The organism is Acinetobacter sp. CAU_H_S139_7 (assembly GCF_058599305.1).
Genome location: NZ_CM178651.1, coordinates 890,296 through 909,832, shown reverse-complemented (window position 1 = coordinate 909,832; position 19,537 = coordinate 890,296). Strand labels below are relative to the sequence as shown.

Here is a 19,537-nt window from a genome sequence, read left to right as displayed (position 1 = left end):
GGATCTTTAAATGTCAGGCCTTTCGGCCTGATTGGGTTAAAGGTTCGCTTTGCCGATTCGCTGCATACGAATGTTTCGGATTCAAGCTTAACCTTCGTCCTGAGGTGTTCGTCCATGAAACACACGGCGAACCAAGACATACATTAAAGGAATAAATAGCAACACTAATACCGTGCCAAAAATCACGCCACCGAGTACACTCACCCCAATTTCCTGACGACTTGCTGCCCCTGCACCAAAGGCAAAGACCAGAGGTGTGACACCCGCGCCAAAAGCCAAAGACGTCATTAAAATCGGGCGTAACCGTAAGCTTGCGCCTTCCAACGCTGCTTCAATTGCTGTCTGGCCTTTTTGCTGCGCCAATGAAGCAAATTCCACAATTAAAATCGCATTTTTACAAGATAAACCAATCGTGGTCAGCAAGGCAATTTGGAAGTAAATATCATTCGGAAAACCCGTCAGATAACTGAACAGAATATTGCCACCGATACCTAATGGAATCGCACTCATGACTGCCGTTGGAATACTCCAACTTTCATAAAGTGCAGCAAGGCATAAAAAGATAAAACCTATTGAGACCAAATACAGCAGCAATGCTTGGTTATTGGACTTGTTTTCTTCGAACGATAATCCGCTCCATGCCAGATCAATACCGTCATGCGCTCGCACCATGTTTTGTACGTCTTGCATGGCTTGTCCCGAACTGACATTTTGTGCTGTATCCGCCTCCATTTCTAGCGCGGTATAGCCCATAAAGCGATTCACCACCTCAGGGCCTCCGCTCCAAGACACTTGGGCAAAATTTGTAAAAGGAATCATTTGGTTCAGATCATTACGTACGGCCCACGCTTGAAGATCATCAGGTTTTGAACGAAATTCGGCATCCCCTTGCATAATTACCCGCTTAATCCGACCACGGTCAATAAAGTCATTGATATAACTTCCACCCCAAGCACTGGATAAGGTGCTATTAATAGCGGTCTGACTAAGTCCATTCGCCAAAGCTTGTTTTTGGTTTATATCCACTTTGAGTTCGGCTTTATCTGGGTTAGAACGTTTATCTAAATTGCTAAAACTAGAATACTGCTTGGATGCGTCCTGCAAAGTTTTAAACTGTGCTTCTAAATAAGCACGACCTTCGCCATTGATATCACGTATCCAAAACTCCATGCCGTCGGTTTGTCCTAAGCCACTGACTGAGGACGGCATATTTACATTAATTTGCGCATTTCGATGTGACCTAAAATGAGCAATTGCCCGTTCTCGAATCGCCTGTGCAGAGTTCTCTTTCCCCTTACGATCATCCCAATGTTTCAATGCAATAAAACCCTGACCTAAATTTTGTCCGGTCCCTGAGAAATTACGACCATAGCGGATCATCACCAAATTGATATTGGCCTGTTCTTTATCTAAAAAGTATTGGCGAATTTCTTCTCCCACCACACGGCTTTGACTCATTGGTGCACCATCGGCCAGTTTAAACTGAACACTTAAAATACCCTGATCTTCACTGGGAATAAAACTGGTCGGTAATGCCCGATAAAACAATGCAAAGACGGCAATTAACGCTACAAAAACCACCAGCATGATTTTACTGTGCTGAATGGTCTGCGTACTCAGTTTTAAATAACGCTGCTTTAGCTGATCTAACTTCAGATTAAACCAAGTTGCCCATCGTGCCGATTTATCATTGGGTTTTAAAATTAAGGCACATAGTGCAGGTGTCAGAATCAATGCGACCAGCAGCGATAGCGCCATGGCAGCAACTAAGGTCATTGAAAACTGACGGTAGATCACTCCTGTCGAGCCACCGAAAAATGCCATGGGAATAAACACTGCGGTTAACACCAACGTAATCCCAATCAATGCCCCACTGATTTCCTGCATCGATGCAATTGAGGCTTGTTGAGCACTCATCTGCTGTTCATGCATCAGCCGCTCAACATTTTCCACCACCACAATCGCATCATCCACCAGAAGCCCGATGGCTAAGACCAATGCAAATAAGGTTAAGGTGTTGATACTCATGCCGAGCAAATACAGAATGGCGAGCGTGCCTAAAATTACAACAGGTACTGTGATAGTAGGAATCAACGTTGCACGCCAATTTTGCAAAAAGACAAACATGACCACAATCACCAAAAGCACTGCTTCAAACAGTGTTTTGACCACTTCCTTAATCGACTCTTGCACAAAAGGCGTGTTATCACGTGGATAAACAATTTGATAGCCTTCAGGCAGTTTAGAAGATAAACGGGCAACCTCTTGCTTAATCAATGCAGACGTCGCTAAGGCATTGGCACCTGAAGACAGTGAAATGCCCATCCCCACTGAAGGAAAACCATTAATGGTATTAAATGACTGGTAATTTTCCGCGCCTAGTTCCACCCGTGCGACGTCTTTTAAATAAATAAAACTGCCATCGCGGGTCGATTTGACAATGATGTTCTCAAATTCTTCAACGGTTTTTAAACGTGTACCTGAGGTAACTTTGGCATTTAAATATTGATCTGACAGGCTTGGTAACTCACCAATTGCCCCTGCGGCCACTTGCGTATTTTGCGCTTCAACCGCTGCACGAATATCACTCGGCATCAGTCCATATTGACGCAATTTGTGCGGATTCAGCCATAAGCGCATGGCATACTGCGCACCAAAAACATCAACCTCGCCAACCCCATCAATACGGGCTAAATCTTGCTCCAAATGCGTCATCATATAATCAGAGAGTGCAATATTGCTGCTTTTGCCTGTTTGGTCATATAGGCCAATCACCATATGCGTATCGCCAAGCGACTTATAGACATTGACCCCTTGACGCTGCACATCTTCTGGTAAGCGGTTAATCACCCCATTGATGGCATTTTGAACTTGAACCTGAGCGGTATCTGGGTCAGTTCCATTTTCAAAACTAATGCTGATTCGACTACGGCCATTCGAGTCACTGCTCGAACTAAAATACAGTAAATGATCAATCCCTTTAATTTGCTGTTCTAAAACCTGAGTAACGCTCTCCTCCACCGTCTCTGCCGACGCACCTGTATATGTTGCACTCACTGTAATTCGCGGAGGTGCAATATCGGGGTAGCGCTCTACAGGCAACTGAAAGGCGGCAAATAAACCAAATGCCATCACGATAATCGCCAGCACACCAGCAAAAATTGGACGATGAATAAAAAATTTAGACAGCATGGGTCTGCGGTACTCTTGGGTCTGAGGCTAGATCTAGAAACTGGTATCACTTTATGCTTGATCTTCTATGACGAATCATTAAAAAACAAGACTTAACAACATGAAATAGAACATTAAAGCTAAATATGAAGAAACTATGAAGAAAGCTTTTTGACCAATTGATGACATCCTGTAATTTTTCGCAATTTGTCATTAATCTGAGATATTAAAATTGAACACTGAGTCCGCAACACCACAATAAAATGTTGAGGAACACATGTTAAAAAGAACATTATTGAGTTTTATTTTTTTAAGTTTATTGGGCTGTCATCATGATGAGAAAGACAATGCAGCATCCCAGCCACCATCAAACAACGCCGAATACATTGAGCCTGCATTGCTTATTATTGGACATCGCGGCGCCAGCGCGCTACGCCCTGAACATACCTTAGCCGCTTACCAAAAAGCAATTGATGATGGTGCAGATTTTATTGAGCCTGATTTGGTGCCAACTCTAGACGGTTATTTAATCGCTCGCCATGAAAATGAAATCGGAGGAACCACCAATGTCAGCAGCTTGCCGCAGTTTGCAGAACGGAAGACCAGTAAAGTCGTTGATGGCGTGACTTACACAGGTTGGTTTACTGAAGACTTTACTTTAAACGAGCTGAAGCAACTGAAGGCACGAGAACGTATTCCAGAGATTCGTCCAGCAAATGCCCAATATAATGATCAATTTGATCTGCCCACTTTAGATGAAATTATTGAACTCGTAGATGCGCACTATAAAAAGACAGGAAAAATTGTGGGCCTGTATATCGAAACCAAACATCCCAGCTATTTCCAAGGTCTCAATTTGGCCATGGAGCAACGCCTATTAACCACGCTGGCCAAACACAGCTATAGTCGTGACATTGCACCAGTCTATATCCAGTCATTTGAAGTCAGCAACTTAAAACAGATGCGTCAACAGTTAGATCAATTAAAATCGATTCAACATGCCAAAATTATTCAACTCTATGGCGGTAACTCCGAACAACCTGCCGATGCTGTGCTTGCCAAATCAACACTCCGCTATAGTGATATGGCAACACCTCAAGGACTGAAAGACGTCGCAAGTTATGCACATGGTGTTGGGCCAAGTAAAACCTATATCGTGCCCAATACTCAGCCGGCGACCCCGACCAGTTTTGTAAACGATGCACACGCAGTGGGCTTAAAAGTACATCCTTATACCCTACGCCCAGAAAATAATTTCTTAGCAGACTATTTAGACTGTAGCGCGATAGCCGCTGAAAAGTGCGAAAAAGGCGCGCTGGCAGAGTTTGAAATTTTCTTTAAAGCTGGAGTGGATGGTATCTTTACCGATGACCCTGCTTTGGGACGTCAAGCAGCGGATGCTTTTTTGAAAAAAATAGAATAAGTCACACAAAGAAAACCAAACAACTGAGCATCTCGTTTACTTTCAACCAATATCCATCCTTTAACTATAGAGATTAAAAAGTAGGCTTTTTTAATCTCTTTCTCCTTATTTTAGGTGTACATAGATTAAGCACTTTTTGAATACTATAATTAAGTGACTTTTAATATAGATCATGTATTGTGGCTGAAATTTTAAAATGGTTGATGGTATGAGCCAATATTCCCCACTCAAAGGCAAGTCAGGTTTTAAGCGTATTTTTAATGTAACTCATTATTCCATTTCAGGTTTTAAGGCCGCATTTGCGCACGAAGCAGCTTTTCGCCAAGTCCTATTGATTAACCTGATTCTGATTCCAATAAGCTTTTTCTGTGATGTCAGTCGCTTAGAACAAGCCCTCATGGTAGCCGTTTGTTTACTTGCAATTATTGTTGAATTGTTCAATTCAGCCATTGAGGCGATTGTGGATCGTATTTCACTAGAGCGCCATGAGCTTTCAAAAAATGCCAAAGACATGGGTAGTGCTGCACAGTTTGTTTCTTTAAGTATTATCTTTATTGTTTGGCTACTGATTCTGATGCCTTAACCTCTTTGTTCAATATTTCACGTTCAATCTGTTCAAAAAGCTCAAAATTAATTCATAAAAAAACCCTGCTTTAGCAGGGTTTTTTTATGAATCAGTTCAGTGCTTAGTGAGCAGCGAATTGGTTCATTGTGTTTTTAGCATCATCGTGCGCTTTAAGAGCGTTGTCACCAGAGAAGATTTCTTTGTGATCATCACCGATGTCAGAACCCGCCATTGCTTGGTGTTTAACACAAGCGATACCACCACGGATTTCTTTACGTTGTACGCCAGCAACATAAGCCAACATACCTTCAGAACCGAAGTAACCTTGTGCAAGCTCATGAGTAGAAAGAGCAGCAGTATGGTAAGTCGGAAGTGTGATCAAGTGATGGAACACACCCGCTTCACGAGCAGCATCTGCTTGGAATGTACGGATCTTAGCGTCTGCATCAGCAGCTAATTCAGTAGCATCGTACTCAGCGCTCATTAATTTAGCACGGTCGTAAGCAGAAACGTCTTTACCTTCAGCAACCCAACGGTCGTAAGCTTGTTGACGGAAGTTCAACGTCCAGTTGAATGATGGAGAGTTGTTGTAAACAAGTTTCGCATTTGGAACTGTTTCTTTAACACGGTTAACCATGTGCGCGATTTCGTCAACGTTTGGAGTCGCAGTTTCGATCCAAAGAAGGTCAGCACCATTTTGAAGGCTAGATACACAGTCAAGAACAACACGGTCAATTTGTGTGTCTGGACGGAATTGGTATAAACCAGAAGCCAAACGTTTTGGACGGTGAAGTTTACCATCACGCTTGATTAAGATTTCGTCTTCTTGAGCATCAGCAATGTCAATTTCAACAGTGTCTAGGAAACCGATGTATTGAGAAGCGATGTCGCCTGGCTCTTTAACCACTGGGATTTTTTGAGTCAAGTCAGCGCCTTCAGAGTCAGTACGCGCAACGATGATACCGTCGTCAAGACCCATTTCTAAGAATGCATAACGTAATGCATGGATTTTAGAGATGAAGTCTTCGTGAGGAACAGTTACTTTACCAGCTTGGTGACCACATTGTTTCGCGTCAGATACTTGGTTTTCGATTTGTAGTGCACAAGCACCCGCTTCGATCATTTTCTTAGCAAGTAAGTAAGTCGCTTCTTCGTTACCGAAGCCAGCATCGATGTCTGCAATAATTGGCACAACGTGAGTTTGGAAACCGTCGATTTGTGCAGTGATTTCAGCAGCTTTAGCAGTATCGCCTGCTTCGTTTGCTTTTTTAAGCGCACGGAAAAGGTCGTTTAATTCTTTCGCATCAGCTTGGCGTAAGAACGTGTAGATTTCTTCGATCAACGCAGGTACTGAAGTTTTTTCATGCATAGATTGGTCAGGAAGTGGACCAAATTCTGAACGAAGCGCAGCAACCATCCAACCAGAAAGGTAGATGTAACGACGTTCAGTCGTACCGAAGTATTTTTTGTTCGCAATCATTTTTTGTTGTGCGATGAAACCGTGCCAGCAACCCAAAGACTGAGTGTATTTGCTAGAGTCAGCATCATAAGCAGCCATATCACGACGCATAATTGCAGCTGTGTATTTAGCGATATCTAAACCAGTTTTGAAACGGTTTTGGATTTGCATACGCGCAGCATCTTCAGGACTGATGTCTGCCCAAGTGCTACCGAATTTTGCTTTTAATTCGCGGATTGCATCAATCGCTGTTTGATATGTAGTCATGATATTTCCTGTAATAATATTAGGATTTTCTTCAACGAAAAGCTAAAATCAGACCCTCAAGCTTTTGCTTAGATTTAGAGCGCTTCGTTGCGATGAATACAGATTAGATTGACAGAATAAATTAATCCAATATTCTGCATTAATTTTCAGTATTTATTTAAAAAATATATAGATAAAAGTCTAATTATATTTCGATAAAACATAATTAAGTAATTGTTATTTTTAAACTTAAATAAAATAAGAAAAACGTAAAAAATACATCCTTTGTCGAATATTTCTTCATTAGACTTAAGTCTCGGCCGTTGAAAAAAAGAGTCCCAACCGAAAATCAATACTTAATGTGACCGAAATGACAAAAGTTCAATATTCAGAAAAAAGAGTATTTATCACGCTTTTATTCCACCAAAAATAAGCTATATCAAGCCATTTTCTAGGCGATAATCTGAGCCTCAATTCACACATATTAAAACATTCCTTAGGACTAATATGCCCTCCGTTTTTAAGCATAAAAACCCATTTTCTTAGAAAATGAAGGGGGCATTCTTTATACAACCCGATGCTTTTTTTTTCGTCAGTTTATTACACAAGCCCGATGGCTTATGGCATAATGCAAATAATTTCATGATTTTATTCTCGGTATTTATTTTATGAATCTGGAGCGGGTTGATCTAAACCTCTTAATTTACTTGGACGTACTTTTACGCGAAAAAAATGTAACCCGAGCAGCTGAACAATTGGGTGTCACCCAACCAGCAATGAGTAATATTCTACGTCGTCTTCGTAACTTATTTAATGATCCCCTGCTAATTCGCTCTTCTGAAGGTATGACACCGACCGAACGAGCTTTAGAATTACAACCCCGCATACGTGACGCTCTTTCTGATCTCTCCATGATTTTGGAACCTCGTACCGAGTTCCGTCCTTATACCTCAAATCGTGTTTTCCGTATTATGACTTCGGACTATGCCGAAGCCACCTTAGTTCCCCGCCTCGTTAAAGCACTGCGTTCAGAAGCTCCCAATGTGGTCTTAGACTTCTTAACCCCAAGTGATGTGTCATATCGTGATATGGAACAAGGTAAAGTTGATCTTGCGATTAACCGTTTCAATGAAATTCCACAAAGCTTCCACCAAGTTTTAGTCTGGCGTGACAGTTTTTCATGTTTGCTCAATGGTAAACACCCTGCTGCCAGCAATTTAAACCTAAAAAGTTACCTCGATGCACAGCATATTTGGGTCTCTAAAACAGGTATGGGCGTTGGTTTCGGCGTTAACCCTGAAAAACAAGCAGGTCTAGGTTGGATTGATCAAGCTTTAGAGCGTATTGGCCAAAAACGTAAAATTTCGGTCTTCACTCGACATTATCAAATGCCTGCACTATTGGCTTCAAATGTAGACTTGATCGCAACTTTACCGACCCGTATTGCACGCTTGCAAGCCAAAAGTCAAAACCTCCTGATTAAAGACCCACCTTTTTATATTCCAGAACTTGAGTTGAAAATGGCATGGTGTCCACTGTTACATCACCATCCTGCACATCGCTGGCTCAGACAGCTGATTTTGTATGTGGCACGTCAAATGATTGAGGAAGAAAATCGTGAGTTTTTAGGCAATAACTCGCAATTCTCACATTATTAAGCATTCAAGCTCTAAATAATTCATTTTCATACCAATAACTCAGGTATGATAGAAGACAGTAAGTGATTACTGTCTTTATTTTTTGTGTTAAAAATATTCATAATAACGATGAATCACAGGTGGATTCCGTGAGCCTTTTTCAAAACATAGTTATCATTCTAGTCCTGATTGCTGGGGCGGGTTTCTTGTCTCTGACAGAAATTGCACTGGCAGGAGCACGTAAAGTCAAGCTAAAAATCTTGGCTGAGTCGGGCGATGATCGCGCACAGAAAGTTTTGAATTTACAAGAAAATTCTGCTGACTTCTTTGCCGCTTCACAAATTGGCTTAAATGCAGTGGCGATCTTGGGCGGTATTTTAGGTGAAGGGGCTTTTCGTCCCTACTTCATGAGCTTTGTTTCTCGTTTTTATACAGGTCCTTGGTCTGAAACCATTAGCTTTGCTCTATCTTTCACTTTAGTCACCTCGCTATTTATCTTGTTTGCTGACCTCATGCCAAAACGTTTGGCCATGATTGCCCCAGAGAAAATCTCTATTGCGGTGATTAACCCCATTCAGGTATTTATTAAGGTCTGCAAACCTTTGGCTTGGATTATTAATGCCCTTGCCAACTTGTTATTCCGCCTGTTTAAAGTGAATACCACACGTGATGACAACATTACCTTTGATGATATTTCGGCAGTGATGGATGCGGGTGCGCAAGCTGGGGTGCTACAAAAGCAAGAACACCATTTCATTGAAAACGTATTTGAACTTGAAGAGCGGAATGTACCTTCAAGTATGACCACGCGTGAAAATGTGGTGTATTTTACTTTAAATGAATCTGAAGCCAGCATTCGTCAAAAATTGGCTGAATATCCTTATTCTAAGTTTTTAGTTTGTAGTGAAAATATTGATGATGTAATTGGCTATGTGGATGCCAAAGACATTCTGGTCCGTATTCTGAATAATCAATCTTTACTACAACTCAATGAAAGCACTATTCGTAATGTTCTCACCATTCCAGACACATTAACCTTGTCTGAGTTATTAGACCGTTTCCGCTCCACCAAAGAAAAGTTTGCTGTTGTGATTAACGAATATGCTTTGGTCGTGGGCGTCATCACCCTGTCAGACATTATGATTACGGTCATGGGCGATTGGGTCACCCCTATTGAAGCCGAACAACAGATCATTAAACGTGATAATAATTCATGGCTGATTGATGGCAGCACGCCGATTGAAGACATGAAGCATGCACTGGCCATTGATGAAATGCCAGATGAAGAAAATTATGAAACCTTGGCTGGTTTTATGATGTACCGTCTACGCAAAATTCCACGCCCTGCCGATACCGTAGAATACGCAGGCTTTAAATTTGAAGTGGTTGATGTCGACCATTTTAAGATTGACCAACTTTTAGTGACGCGTTTACTTGAAGAAACACTACAGCCTGAAACCAAAACAGTCGAGGAATAGGAACATCGCCTTGAATTAAAACCTTGCAACTGCAAGGTTTTTTTTGCTTCAGATTTAACCATATGAAGTTATACAAAATAAGTATCTTAACCATACTTTACAGATATATATTATTTATTAGAAAAATAGAATGAAAAATCACATATGTTTAAGAGCATTTAAAAATCATGCTGAATTGCATACTATCGCTGTCACTTGATGAATAAACAGACTTAACACGTTCAAAGGATTGATCCATGCTGACCATTTTAGGTTTAGGCATGATTATGTGCTTCATGTACTTAATCATGTCCAAACGACTGAGCGCTCTTGTTGCTTTAACTTTAATCCCTATCATTTTTGCATTACTTACTTATGTTTTAAGTCTCTTTGTTGACAACCTTGCTGGATTTGATATTGCTGAACTTGGCAATATGATGATGGAAGGCATTAAAAAGCTCGCTCCTACGGGCGTAATGCTCCTTTTCGCAATCCTTTATTTTGCAATTATGATCGACACGGGTCTATTCGACCCTTCAGTGAAGTGGATTTTAAAGCAGGTTAAAGGTGATCCTTTAAAAGTGACCCTCGGCACCATTACACTGACTTTAATTGTTTCCTTGGATGGTGACGGTTCAACCACTTACATGATCTGTGTTGCCGCAATGCTACCGCTGTATAAGCGTATTGGTATGAGCCCTTTAATTATGGCTTGTCTAATGATGCTTGCGAGCGGAATCATGAACCTAACGCCATGGGGTGGACCAACAGCACGTGCTGCAACGGCATTGCATGTCGATCCAAACGATGTCTTTGTTCCGATGATTTTACCAATGCTCGTTGCAATTGGGTGGTTATACTTCCTCGGCTTTATGTATGGCCGTATGGAGCGTAAACGCATTGGTATTGTGGAATTAGATATTAGCCATGGTGACAGTATTCAGATTTCGCAAGAACCTGAAGCCAACCGTGCCCACTTAAGATGGTTTAACGCTCTACTAACTTTGGTCTTGATGGTCTGCTTAGTAATGGGCATTTTACCTGCGGCGATTCTGTTCATGGTTGCCCTGTGTATTGCCTTGGTGGTGAACTATCCAGATCTAGACATGCAAAAGCGTTTGGTTGGTAACCACTCTGCCAGTGCCTTAGCTGTAGTCGGGATTATCTTTGCGGCAGGTATTTTTACCGGTATTTTATCGGGTACAGGTATGGTTGAAGCCATGTCTCAAGAACTGGTTGCCATTATTCCAGAAAGTATGGGGCCGTATTTAGCACCTATCACGGCTGTGATTAGTATGCCACTGACCTTCTTCATGTCGAATGATGCCTTCTACTTTGGTGTACTGCCTGTACTCTCTGAAGCCGCTGGACACTATGGTATTACCCCTGTGGAAATGGCTCGTGCATCGATTGTTGGTCAACCTGTACACTTACTGTCCCCATTGGTTCCATCGACTTACTTACTCTGTGGATTGGCTGGAATTAACTTTGGTGAACACCAAGAATTTACCATCAGGTGGGCGGTGATTACTTGTTTAGTGATGCTGGTTACAGCAATGGTCTTTGGTATTTTCCCACTTTACTCAACACTGGGGTAATCAAATACTCATGCTGAGTTATAACGAACCTTAAGCTCAACAACCGATAAATACCCGATGTATCACATCGGGTATTTTCATTTATAATGCCTTGATATAACAATATAATAGAGTCAAGCTTATGTCTTTTTCATTGCTTGCTATTTTGGCGTGTACTTTCTTTTATTCTGCGCTTTATCTGATTTATTATTATTTTGCTCAATCCAGCCACACGCTGCTGATCGTAAGTGCTATTTTTTTGCTGATTTTGGCATGGCGGATTACACCTTATGCTTATGAACATGGGCAACGAAGCTTTAACGATACTCTTTCTTTTGGACAGTATTTTTGGGATCCACTGATTACATGGTGGCGACTGTTTATTTGGCCCATCAGCTTATTACTGTCTTGGATTTTCCATAGTTAAATAGAAGCCATAAAAAAGCACCCGAAGGTGCTTTTGGTGCTGCGATCTTAACGACCATATAATTCAAGCAATTTATCTAAAGTCGCTTGATAGTGAATGGTAATATCTTCAGATAAAATTTTATATGCGCTGTCAAACTGAACCATTGGCCAGCCTTCTTTCCAAAATGGGAATATGTTGTGCAAATCATGTGTCACGGTCGCATCTTCACGTACAATGGCTTGTGCAACTTGTGACAAGACTTGTGCTGTTTCCGCACCATCAATCGCCATGTAGTCAATCCCACGTACTTTTAAAATACGGATGCGGTCTTTCTTATAGCGAATTTTTTTGGCTTGAGCTTCATTCAAGCCCAACGCCAAAACTACAGCTTCAACAAACTTACTTTCAAAAGATTGGTTCAAAGCCACAATCGCCAGTTTATGTGCTTCTTGACGACCTGCTTTACCACCTTTACGAATCTCTTCTTTTGCCTCTGTATCAAGCTCATCGTCTTTCATAGACTGCAAGATGTCTAAAATTTCGATATCACTTAAAGATTCAGGAGAATGATCAGTCATGAACTGCCCTTAGACAAAAAAATTGAATCCGACATTTTCGCATAATTCAGAGCGAAAAAGCGAAATTGTTGTGCTTTTCTCTGTGAATATTCTGTTTTGCTTATTTTTTTGAGCCATCCCCCTTCCAAATCTACTATAGTAAAGGCTATTTTTCTCATACGCTCTTTTTTGACGATGCAATCCAAACAAGTTCAACTGTTACTGCAACAATTAGAGACCCGCTACCCTGCCGCATTTAAACGTAATTACTTGCTTTATAGTCAAATCAAAACACGCGGTATTTTAGATGACCAACGTGAAATTATTCCGTGGGTTTTGGCGGTGATGATTTTTATTCCAATCAGCTTAATTCTAAAAAATTTTTACTTAACTCACTTGGAGAATCTCGACCCGCTGCAAAGTCATAGTTACGCCATTATCACTATTTTATTGGTGCTGATGTGGGTCTTACCTTTTGTCATTAAGCAAATTAAACATTCATCAAACTCCCTGTATCAACTGCAACGCCATGCGCCCATCAAACTCGCTGCCGTGATTCTTTTAAGTGGACTCAATCTGATGTTCCTTGAAAGCAGTTTGCTGATGTGGGTCTTGTTTTATTTTGGTGTAAACTTTGGTTTTGTGCGCTTCTATAAAGAAAATTTATTTCGAGACCACAGCCAGTCGGTTGAACATCATCAGTTACAACAACTTAGACGTGTCTGCTTTTGGGCCTATAAGCAAACGCTCAAATCACGACTCCAATTACGCTTTAGCTCCCATCAATCTGAAGATTATCAGGCACGTAAAACCCAGCTGGGGCATGAAGCAGATTTGTATGTGCAACTGCTGAAGTATGAGCATGCTTACTGTAAACAGATTAAGCACATCGATCTCGACAGCTATATCGATGAGAAATTATAAAAAAACCGAGCAATGATGCTCGGTTTTTTCTAAGGTCATTTTAGGCCGTTTGCTTTAACGCACTGATTGGCAATAATGTCGGATCTAATATTACTTGATGTGAGCGAGTCTCATCAACGATGTATTCTTTGTTCTTAATGGTATCCACAAATATCCAATCCGCCTGTACTTGCTCTGCGGTAAAATAGACTTTCAAATAACCGCGTTGATTTAAATTGCAATAACTCAGCTCATCAATCAAGGTTGTAAAAGCAGACTCAAACTCTTTGAGTTGTTGTATTGGAATAGACAAATACTTTTCCATACCTGGCGAGGAAACTGAACTTGTCGCTAACTCCACACCCACAAACTGCCCTGTTAAATCGTGTAAGTCCGAAGCCCAAGCATTATGGGTATCTCCAGCCAAGACCACGACTTTTTTATTTAAATACTGCAGTGTGCCGTACAGCGTCTCCCTTTCAACCGCATAACCATCCCATGCATCTAAATTGTAAGGAACCACAGTTTTAATACGAGACAATTGCTCTACTGTTAAAGATGGATCATGATTTAAGTAACGAAGTTTTATTTCTACCAATTCTTTAATGAGTTGATTCACCTGCGCCAAAACATCTGGAGTCACCGCGCCGCTACTGATTGCACTGAGCACTTGTAACATCTCGGCTGGAACAAGCATTTTGCTCATCAACACCTGCTGACCCAAAACTTGCCATGTGGCTTTAGAGCTCGCAAGTTGCTCTGTTAACCATGCGCGTTGATTCAACCCCAGTAACGTTCGATTTGGGTCTTGCATATCTGTAGTAAAGCGCACAGCATCCAAACCCGATGCGGTTAAATAATCTGCATAATCTAACTGTTTACTCCGCGCTAGAATACGCGTATCCAACATATTTAACTGCACTAAATTACCAAAGTTAAACTGGCGATAAATATTCAAATGATCTTTTTCAGAAAGCGGACGGATTGGCATCCACTCAAAATAGGCCGCCAGTGCCGCAAGTTTACGTTCAAGGAAATCGCCTTCAGTATCTGACTGATGATTTTCAGCACCCTTTTCCCATGTATCATTTGCGAGTTCATGGTCATCCCAAATCACAATAAAAGGATGACGTTGATGCGCGGCCTGCAAATCTGCATCTAGTCGGTATAAAGCATAACGTTTGCGATAGTCATCTAAGCGAATAATTTCTAAGCTATTATCATCCGCCAGTGTGCGCCCCATCACCACCGCCTCTTCCGTTGCATATCCGCCCATGCCATATTCGTAAATGTAATCCCCCAAATGAATCACAACATCCACATCCTGTTTTGCCATTTCTTTATAAACATGGAAATAACCCGCTGGATAATTAGAACATGAGCATACGGCAAACTGTACCGACTGTACTTGCGTTGCCAAGGTTTTGGTTTGCCCTGTGATTGAATACTTCGACGCCGATTTAAAACGGTAGAAATACACTTGTCCCGCAGCAAGTCCCGTCACATCCACTTTCACCGTAAAATCTTGTGCAGCCGTGGTCAGCACCTTTCCTGTTGCTGTAATGTGTTTAAAGCCTGCATCTTTTGCCACTTCCCAGAGCACCTCTAAACGCGCACTGCTGTCCGTCGGTGTTACACGTGTCCAAATGATCACTTGAGTTTGTAAAGGATCACCACTGGCAACCCCATGCAAAAATTGCACTTGCGTATTGGGCTGTGTGTTTGAGTCGGCGTCATCACCACAAGCAGTCAGTGAAATAGGTAAAGATAAAGCACCAAATCCTGCCAAAGTTTTTTGAATAAGTTCTCGGCGGTTCATTTTTTTTGTCATGTGGATTGCCTAAAGACGATATGGACTTGAAATTTATGCGAAAAAGATGACATCCATATCTCAAGTCGATGACATTTTTATGAAGCCTGAACAAGTGCAGCACAGATAATTTTGCTATTTTTTAAACATAAACCGCTGAATTGATTGAAAAGAAACCAAATAATCACAAATAGACTTGCCAACTTTTATTTCGTCCTCTATTATTGCGCTCATGCCCGAGTGGTGAAATCGGTAGACACAGGGGATTTAAAATCCCCCGCCCACAAAGCGTGCCAGTTCGAGTCTGGCCTCGGGCACCATTCTTAAGCTAATTAAGATGGTGCAATAAAAAATCCAGCGATATGCTGGTTTTTTTATGTCTATAATTTATGCATCGAATCACATAACAATCACAATATGAAAAAGAACACTCTCATTATCATTTTATGCCTAATTTTTTCAAACATCGGCCATGCAGAAACACTCTCTCAACAAACGGGTGGCGACACGTTTTATGACTTGTTTGCAGGCACGATTATTGAAAAAGACCACCAACTTTATTTACATGTGTGTAAATCAGTAGATGCTCATTTTAAATTAAGCTTTAATCACACTAAAGATGAGCAACATATTCGTGAGCTCATGAAAAAGCATCCAAAATTTTGGCTGAATCTCAGTGCAAATGCTGAAATGGTCGAAGGCGAATACCTGATGACGGTCGATGCGATTGGAGATGAGCATTTAAATCAAAGCTGTCATCTCACCGATCTTTTAGATGAACTGTAACAGCAATCTCAGCTTCTAAAGCAAAAACCAACTGCACTTGAAATGAGAGAGTGACTCACCACTCTCTGTTCACCACCAATTCTTCCATTTCAATATCCATAAACCCAGCATCTTGTACCACCATCATCATCGCTTCAGCAATAAAATCGGCAGCAGAATCATCTAACGACGAATCCAGATCTTCAAAATGTGGCTTCATTTCATTAATTTCAGCCACTGTGGCATTGGCATATTGATAAATATCACCCTCAGATTTTGCTTTTACAATTTTTTTAGCAAAAGTCTCAACATGCTGCTTCACTTCAGCAACAAGAATATCGGGATAATATTCATCATCAAACATAGGGAGAAGTAAATCTGCAAACATACAGGCACTCAAAACGAGAAACTTAAAAAACGAGTCTGTATAACATACACCAAACAAATCACCAAATAAAAAAGCAGCATCTCAAAATGCTGCTAGTCTAAAAATCTGATATAGATCAAATTTTCAAATTAAATCATTAGCCCAGCATTCCGCCGCCGCATTAAGCCATATTCATCGCTTGCCAAACTTTGATCGCATCACTCATGGCTTTGACATCATGAGCGCGCACCATACACGCACCTTGTTGAATACTCAGCAAATGTCCCGCTACAGAACCCACAGCCCGCTGGCCTGCATCTGCCCCACCTAAAGCTTCACCAATAAAGCGTTTCCGTGACAATGCGGACAAGATGGGATACCCGAGCTGATTTAGCTGATGGAATTCTTTTAAAAGCTTAAGGTTCTGCTTTGCATTTTTAGCAAAGCCAAAACCCGGATCAATCATGATATTTTCAGCTTTGACACCAGCCTTGAGTGCATCCGACACGCGCTGGGAAAGCTCAGTCATGACATCTAGAGTGACATTATCATATTGATCCAAACCATTCATGGTAGTCGGTTCACCACGCATATGCATGATAATCATTGGAATATTCAGTTTAGCTGCAGTCTCTAAAGCATTCGGGCGTGTTAATGCTCTCACATCATTCCAAATATGTGCGCCTGCTGCGACTGCAGCTTGAATCACTTCAGGTTGAGAGGTATCAATCGAAATGACTACATCAAGTTCAGCCAAAGCTTCCACCACTGGGACGACACGACGAATCTCTTCCTCAACCTCAACTACAGATGCACCTGGACGTGTAGATTCACCCCCAACATCAATGACTGTCGCCCCATCCGAAATCATTTGCTGAGCATGCGCAAGCGCTTGTGCTTTGCCATTATGTTTGCCGCCATCACTGAACGAGTCTGGCGTCACATTTAAAATACCCATCACATGCGGTACCGATAGATCGAGTGATAGCTCACCACAACGTAGGATTTTCTTCGGCAAAGCCATCAATTGCATGTGATATTCTCCAGTTCAACTTACATTATCTTAACGCGTTCCCACTTTTAAGTGCCTATTTTTCTTCATCGGCAGTGAAAAATCTGCGCAATAAAAAACCACCCGAAGGTGGTTTTTTATTTTAACTTTTAAAAATTAAGTTGCAGATGGTAATGGTGGTGGTGTACTTGGACCATCCGTTGGAGTTACATCAATCACAGGGTTTTCTGCAATATATACTTTTGGTGGTTGTGGCTCACGACCTTCCATAATGTCACGAATTTGCTCGCGATCAATCGTTTCCCATTCCATCAGAGCTTTAACCATCGCATGAGCAATATCTTTATTGTTTTCCAAGATATTGCGCGCTACATGGTATTGCTCATCGATGATACGGCGAACTTCAGCATCTACTTGTTGCTGTGTTGCTTCAGAAATCGTACGACTACCAATGCTACCCATGAATGATTGCTGAGAATCATCTTCATACACCATTACACCCAGTTTGTCAGACATACCGTACTTGGTCACCATTGCACGTGCCATTTTAGTTGCACGTTCAAAGTCGTTTGAAGCACCTGTCGACATTTGGTTGATAAAGATTTCTTCAGCAATACGACCACCAAACAAAATTGAAAGTTCATTCAACATTTTGTCTTTATAGTGGCTGGTTTGGTCATGTTCAGGCAACTGCCATGTTACACCCAACGCCCAACCACGCGGCATAATGGTTACTTTATGCACAGGGTCTGTACCCGGTAGAATTTCAGCCACAATCGCATGACCAGCTTCGTGGTACGCGGTTGCACGACGTTCTTCTTCACGAATCACCATCGACTTACGTTCAGGGCCCATGTACAACTTGTCTTTTGCATCTTCAAAATCATGCATGTCGACAGTGTTCTTGTTACGACGCGCAGCAAATAATGCAGCTTCGTTCACAAGGTTCGCTAATTGTGCACCCGAGAAGCCAGGTGTACCACGTGCAAGCACCTGTACATCGACACCAGTCACTGAAGGCAATTTCTTCATGTGAACATTTAAAATTTGCTCACGACCTTTAATGTCTGGTAAGCCAACCATTACTTGGCGGTCAAAACGACCCGGACGAAGTAAAGCCTTATCCAGTACATCGGCACGGTTTGTCGCAGCAATGACGATAATACCTTCATTACCTTCAAAGCCATCCATTTCCACCAACATTTGGTTCAAGGTTTGCTCACGCTCATCGTGACCACCACCTGTACCTGAACCACGATGACGACCCACAGCATCAATCTCATCAATAAAGATGATACATGGTGCATGACGTTTCGCTTGTTCAAACATGTCACGGACACGAGACGCACCCACACCCACGAACATTTCAACAAAGTCAGAACCAGAAATACTAAAGAATGGTACTTTTGCTTCACCTGCGATTGCTTTTGCAAGTAAAGTTTTACCTGTACCCGGTGGACCCACCATTAACACGCCTTTAGGAATCGTTGCACCTAAGCGTTTAAATTTTGAAGGATCCTTTAAGAAATCAACAATTTCTACAACTTCTTGCTTTGCTTCATCACAGCCAGCGACATCAGTAAAAGTCACTTTAATTTGGTCTTCTGCCAACATTTTTGCTTTTGACTTACCAAAACTCATTGGACCGTTTTTACCACCTGCTCCGCCACCCATGTTGCGCATAAAGAACATGAATAACAAAATGATTAAAAGTACAGGGAAGCTTGCGATCAAAAGTTGCATCAATAAACCTTGACGCGCAGGTGCAGTACCTTCAACGACAACGTTATTTTTAATCAGATTAGGCATAAGCTCTGGGTCTTGAACCGCAGGACGAATACTTTCAAACTCTGAACCGTTTGATTTTTGGCCATGAATTCGTTCGCCATCAATTGTCACTTGCTTAATTTGACCAGCATTCACCGCAGCAACAAACTCTGAATAATTCATCGCTGTCGGCTTTTCATTGCTACTGACATTACTGAAAATAAGGATCAGTACGCCCAGTATCACTAGCCACAATATGGCATTCTTGAAGAGATCGCTCAAAGCTTTATTCCCATATCAATCTAATTTGATCATGCCCTATCGGGTGACCTTAAAGTTTCTGCTGAAGATCAGCTTCGCAAAATAATAAAAAGGTACAAAATGCACAATTTTTAACGACTTGGCAAGTAAA

15 protein-coding genes and 1 tRNA gene are annotated in these 19,537 nt (G+C 41.5%); 9 read left to right on the top strand and 7 right to left on the bottom strand.

Going from position 1 to position 19,537, the window contains the following annotated elements:
• Nucleotides 1–87 precede the first annotated feature (87 nt).
• Nucleotides 88–3,192, bottom strand: coding sequence for a multidrug efflux RND transporter permease subunit (locus tag AC4MC0_RS04455; protein ID WP_491887293.1), 3,105 nt, complete (start codon nucleotides 3,190–3,192; stop codon nucleotides 88–90).
• A 256-nt stretch (nucleotides 3,193–3,448) separates the two neighbouring features.
• Here AC4MC0_RS04455 and AC4MC0_RS04450 point away from each other — a divergent pair, with 256 nt between their 5' ends.
• Complete coding sequence (locus tag AC4MC0_RS04450) at nucleotides 3,449–4,594, top strand: glycerophosphodiester phosphodiesterase (RefSeq protein WP_335997412.1); 1,146 nt, start codon at nucleotides 3,449–3,451, stop codon at nucleotides 4,592–4,594.
• A 208-nt stretch (nucleotides 4,595–4,802) separates the two neighbouring features.
• Nucleotides 4,803–5,177, top strand: coding sequence for a diacylglycerol kinase (locus AC4MC0_RS04445; protein WP_335997415.1), 375 nt, complete (start codon nucleotides 4,803–4,805; stop codon nucleotides 5,175–5,177).
• Between the two features lie 103 nt (nucleotides 5,178–5,280).
• Here the strand turns inward: AC4MC0_RS04445 and AC4MC0_RS04440 are convergent, their stop codons facing one another.
• Nucleotides 5,281–6,885 carry an isocitrate lyase gene (locus AC4MC0_RS04440; protein WP_078388603.1) on the bottom strand — a complete coding sequence of 535 codons (1,605 nt, stop codon included), beginning with the start codon at nucleotides 6,883–6,885 and terminating at the stop codon, nucleotides 5,281–5,283.
• Nucleotides 6,886–7,532: 647 nt separating this feature from the next.
• Here AC4MC0_RS04440 and AC4MC0_RS04435 point away from each other — a divergent pair.
• From AC4MC0_RS04435 to AC4MC0_RS04420, 4 genes are all read left to right on the top strand, one after another.
• Nucleotides 7,533–8,522 carry a LysR family transcriptional regulator gene (locus tag AC4MC0_RS04435; protein ID WP_004695623.1) on the top strand — a complete coding sequence of 330 codons (990 nt, stop codon included), beginning with the start codon at nucleotides 7,533–7,535 and terminating at the stop codon, nucleotides 8,520–8,522.
• Between the two features lie 128 nt (nucleotides 8,523–8,650).
• Entirely contained in the window at nucleotides 8,651–9,979 is a 1,329-nt protein-coding gene (paeA, locus tag AC4MC0_RS04430; protein ID WP_058870077.1) for a polyamine export protein PaeA, read from the top strand.
• Nucleotides 9,980–10,215: 236 nt separating this feature from the next.
• Nucleotides 10,216–11,556, top strand: a complete 1,341-nt coding sequence (locus AC4MC0_RS04425) for a CitMHS family transporter (protein WP_335997419.1) — start codon at nucleotides 10,216–10,218, stop codon at nucleotides 11,554–11,556.
• Nucleotides 11,557–11,677: 121 nt separating this feature from the next.
• Nucleotides 11,678–11,962: a hypothetical protein gene (locus AC4MC0_RS04420; protein WP_335997420.1), complete on the top strand. Its 285-nt coding sequence runs from the start codon at nucleotides 11,678–11,680 to the stop codon at nucleotides 11,960–11,962.
• Between the two features lie 47 nt (nucleotides 11,963–12,009).
• On the opposite strand, the gene AC4MC0_RS04415 is transcribed toward AC4MC0_RS04420, so the two are convergent.
• Nucleotides 12,010–12,522 (bottom strand): hypothetical protein, encoded by a 513-nt coding sequence (locus tag AC4MC0_RS04415; RefSeq protein WP_335997423.1) that lies wholly within the window; start codon nucleotides 12,520–12,522, stop codon nucleotides 12,010–12,012.
• 174 nt (nucleotides 12,523–12,696) lie between these two features.
• Here AC4MC0_RS04415 and AC4MC0_RS04410 point away from each other — a divergent pair, with 174 nt between their 5' ends.
• Complete coding sequence (locus tag AC4MC0_RS04410; protein ID WP_335997425.1) at nucleotides 12,697–13,425, top strand: hypothetical protein; 729 nt, start codon at nucleotides 12,697–12,699, stop codon at nucleotides 13,423–13,425.
• A gap of 40 nt (nucleotides 13,426–13,465) precedes the next feature.
• Here the strand turns inward: AC4MC0_RS04410 and AC4MC0_RS04405 are convergent, their stop codons facing one another.
• Nucleotides 13,466–15,235: an alkaline phosphatase D family protein gene (locus tag AC4MC0_RS04405; protein WP_335997427.1), complete on the bottom strand. Its 1,770-nt coding sequence runs from the start codon at nucleotides 15,233–15,235 to the stop codon at nucleotides 13,466–13,468.
• Nucleotides 15,236–15,448: 213 nt separating this feature from the next.
• Here AC4MC0_RS04405 and AC4MC0_RS04400 point away from each other — a divergent pair.
• Nucleotides 15,449–15,534, top strand: a tRNA-Leu gene (locus tag AC4MC0_RS04400).
• Between the two features lie 97 nt (nucleotides 15,535–15,631).
• Nucleotides 15,632–16,000, top strand: a complete 369-nt coding sequence (locus AC4MC0_RS04395; RefSeq protein WP_335997429.1) for a hypothetical protein — start codon at nucleotides 15,632–15,634, stop codon at nucleotides 15,998–16,000.
• Between the two features lie 55 nt (nucleotides 16,001–16,055).
• Here AC4MC0_RS04395 and AC4MC0_RS04390 read toward each other — a convergent pair whose 3' ends face one another.
• The 3 genes from AC4MC0_RS04390 to ftsH form a co-directional block, all read right to left on the bottom strand.
• On the bottom strand, nucleotides 16,056–16,367 hold the full coding sequence (locus tag AC4MC0_RS04390) for a DUF5713 family protein (protein WP_004982696.1): 312 nt from the start codon (nucleotides 16,365–16,367) through the stop codon (nucleotides 16,056–16,058).
• A gap of 160 nt (nucleotides 16,368–16,527) precedes the next feature.
• Nucleotides 16,528–17,379, bottom strand: coding sequence for a dihydropteroate synthase (gene folP, locus AC4MC0_RS04385; RefSeq protein ID WP_335997431.1), 852 nt, complete (start codon nucleotides 17,377–17,379; stop codon nucleotides 16,528–16,530).
• A gap of 135 nt (nucleotides 17,380–17,514) precedes the next feature.
• Nucleotides 17,515–19,407, bottom strand: a complete 1,893-nt coding sequence (gene ftsH / locus AC4MC0_RS04380) for an ATP-dependent zinc metalloprotease FtsH (protein ID WP_335997433.1) — start codon at nucleotides 19,405–19,407, stop codon at nucleotides 17,515–17,517.
• Nucleotides 19,408–19,537: the final 130 nt, after the last annotated feature.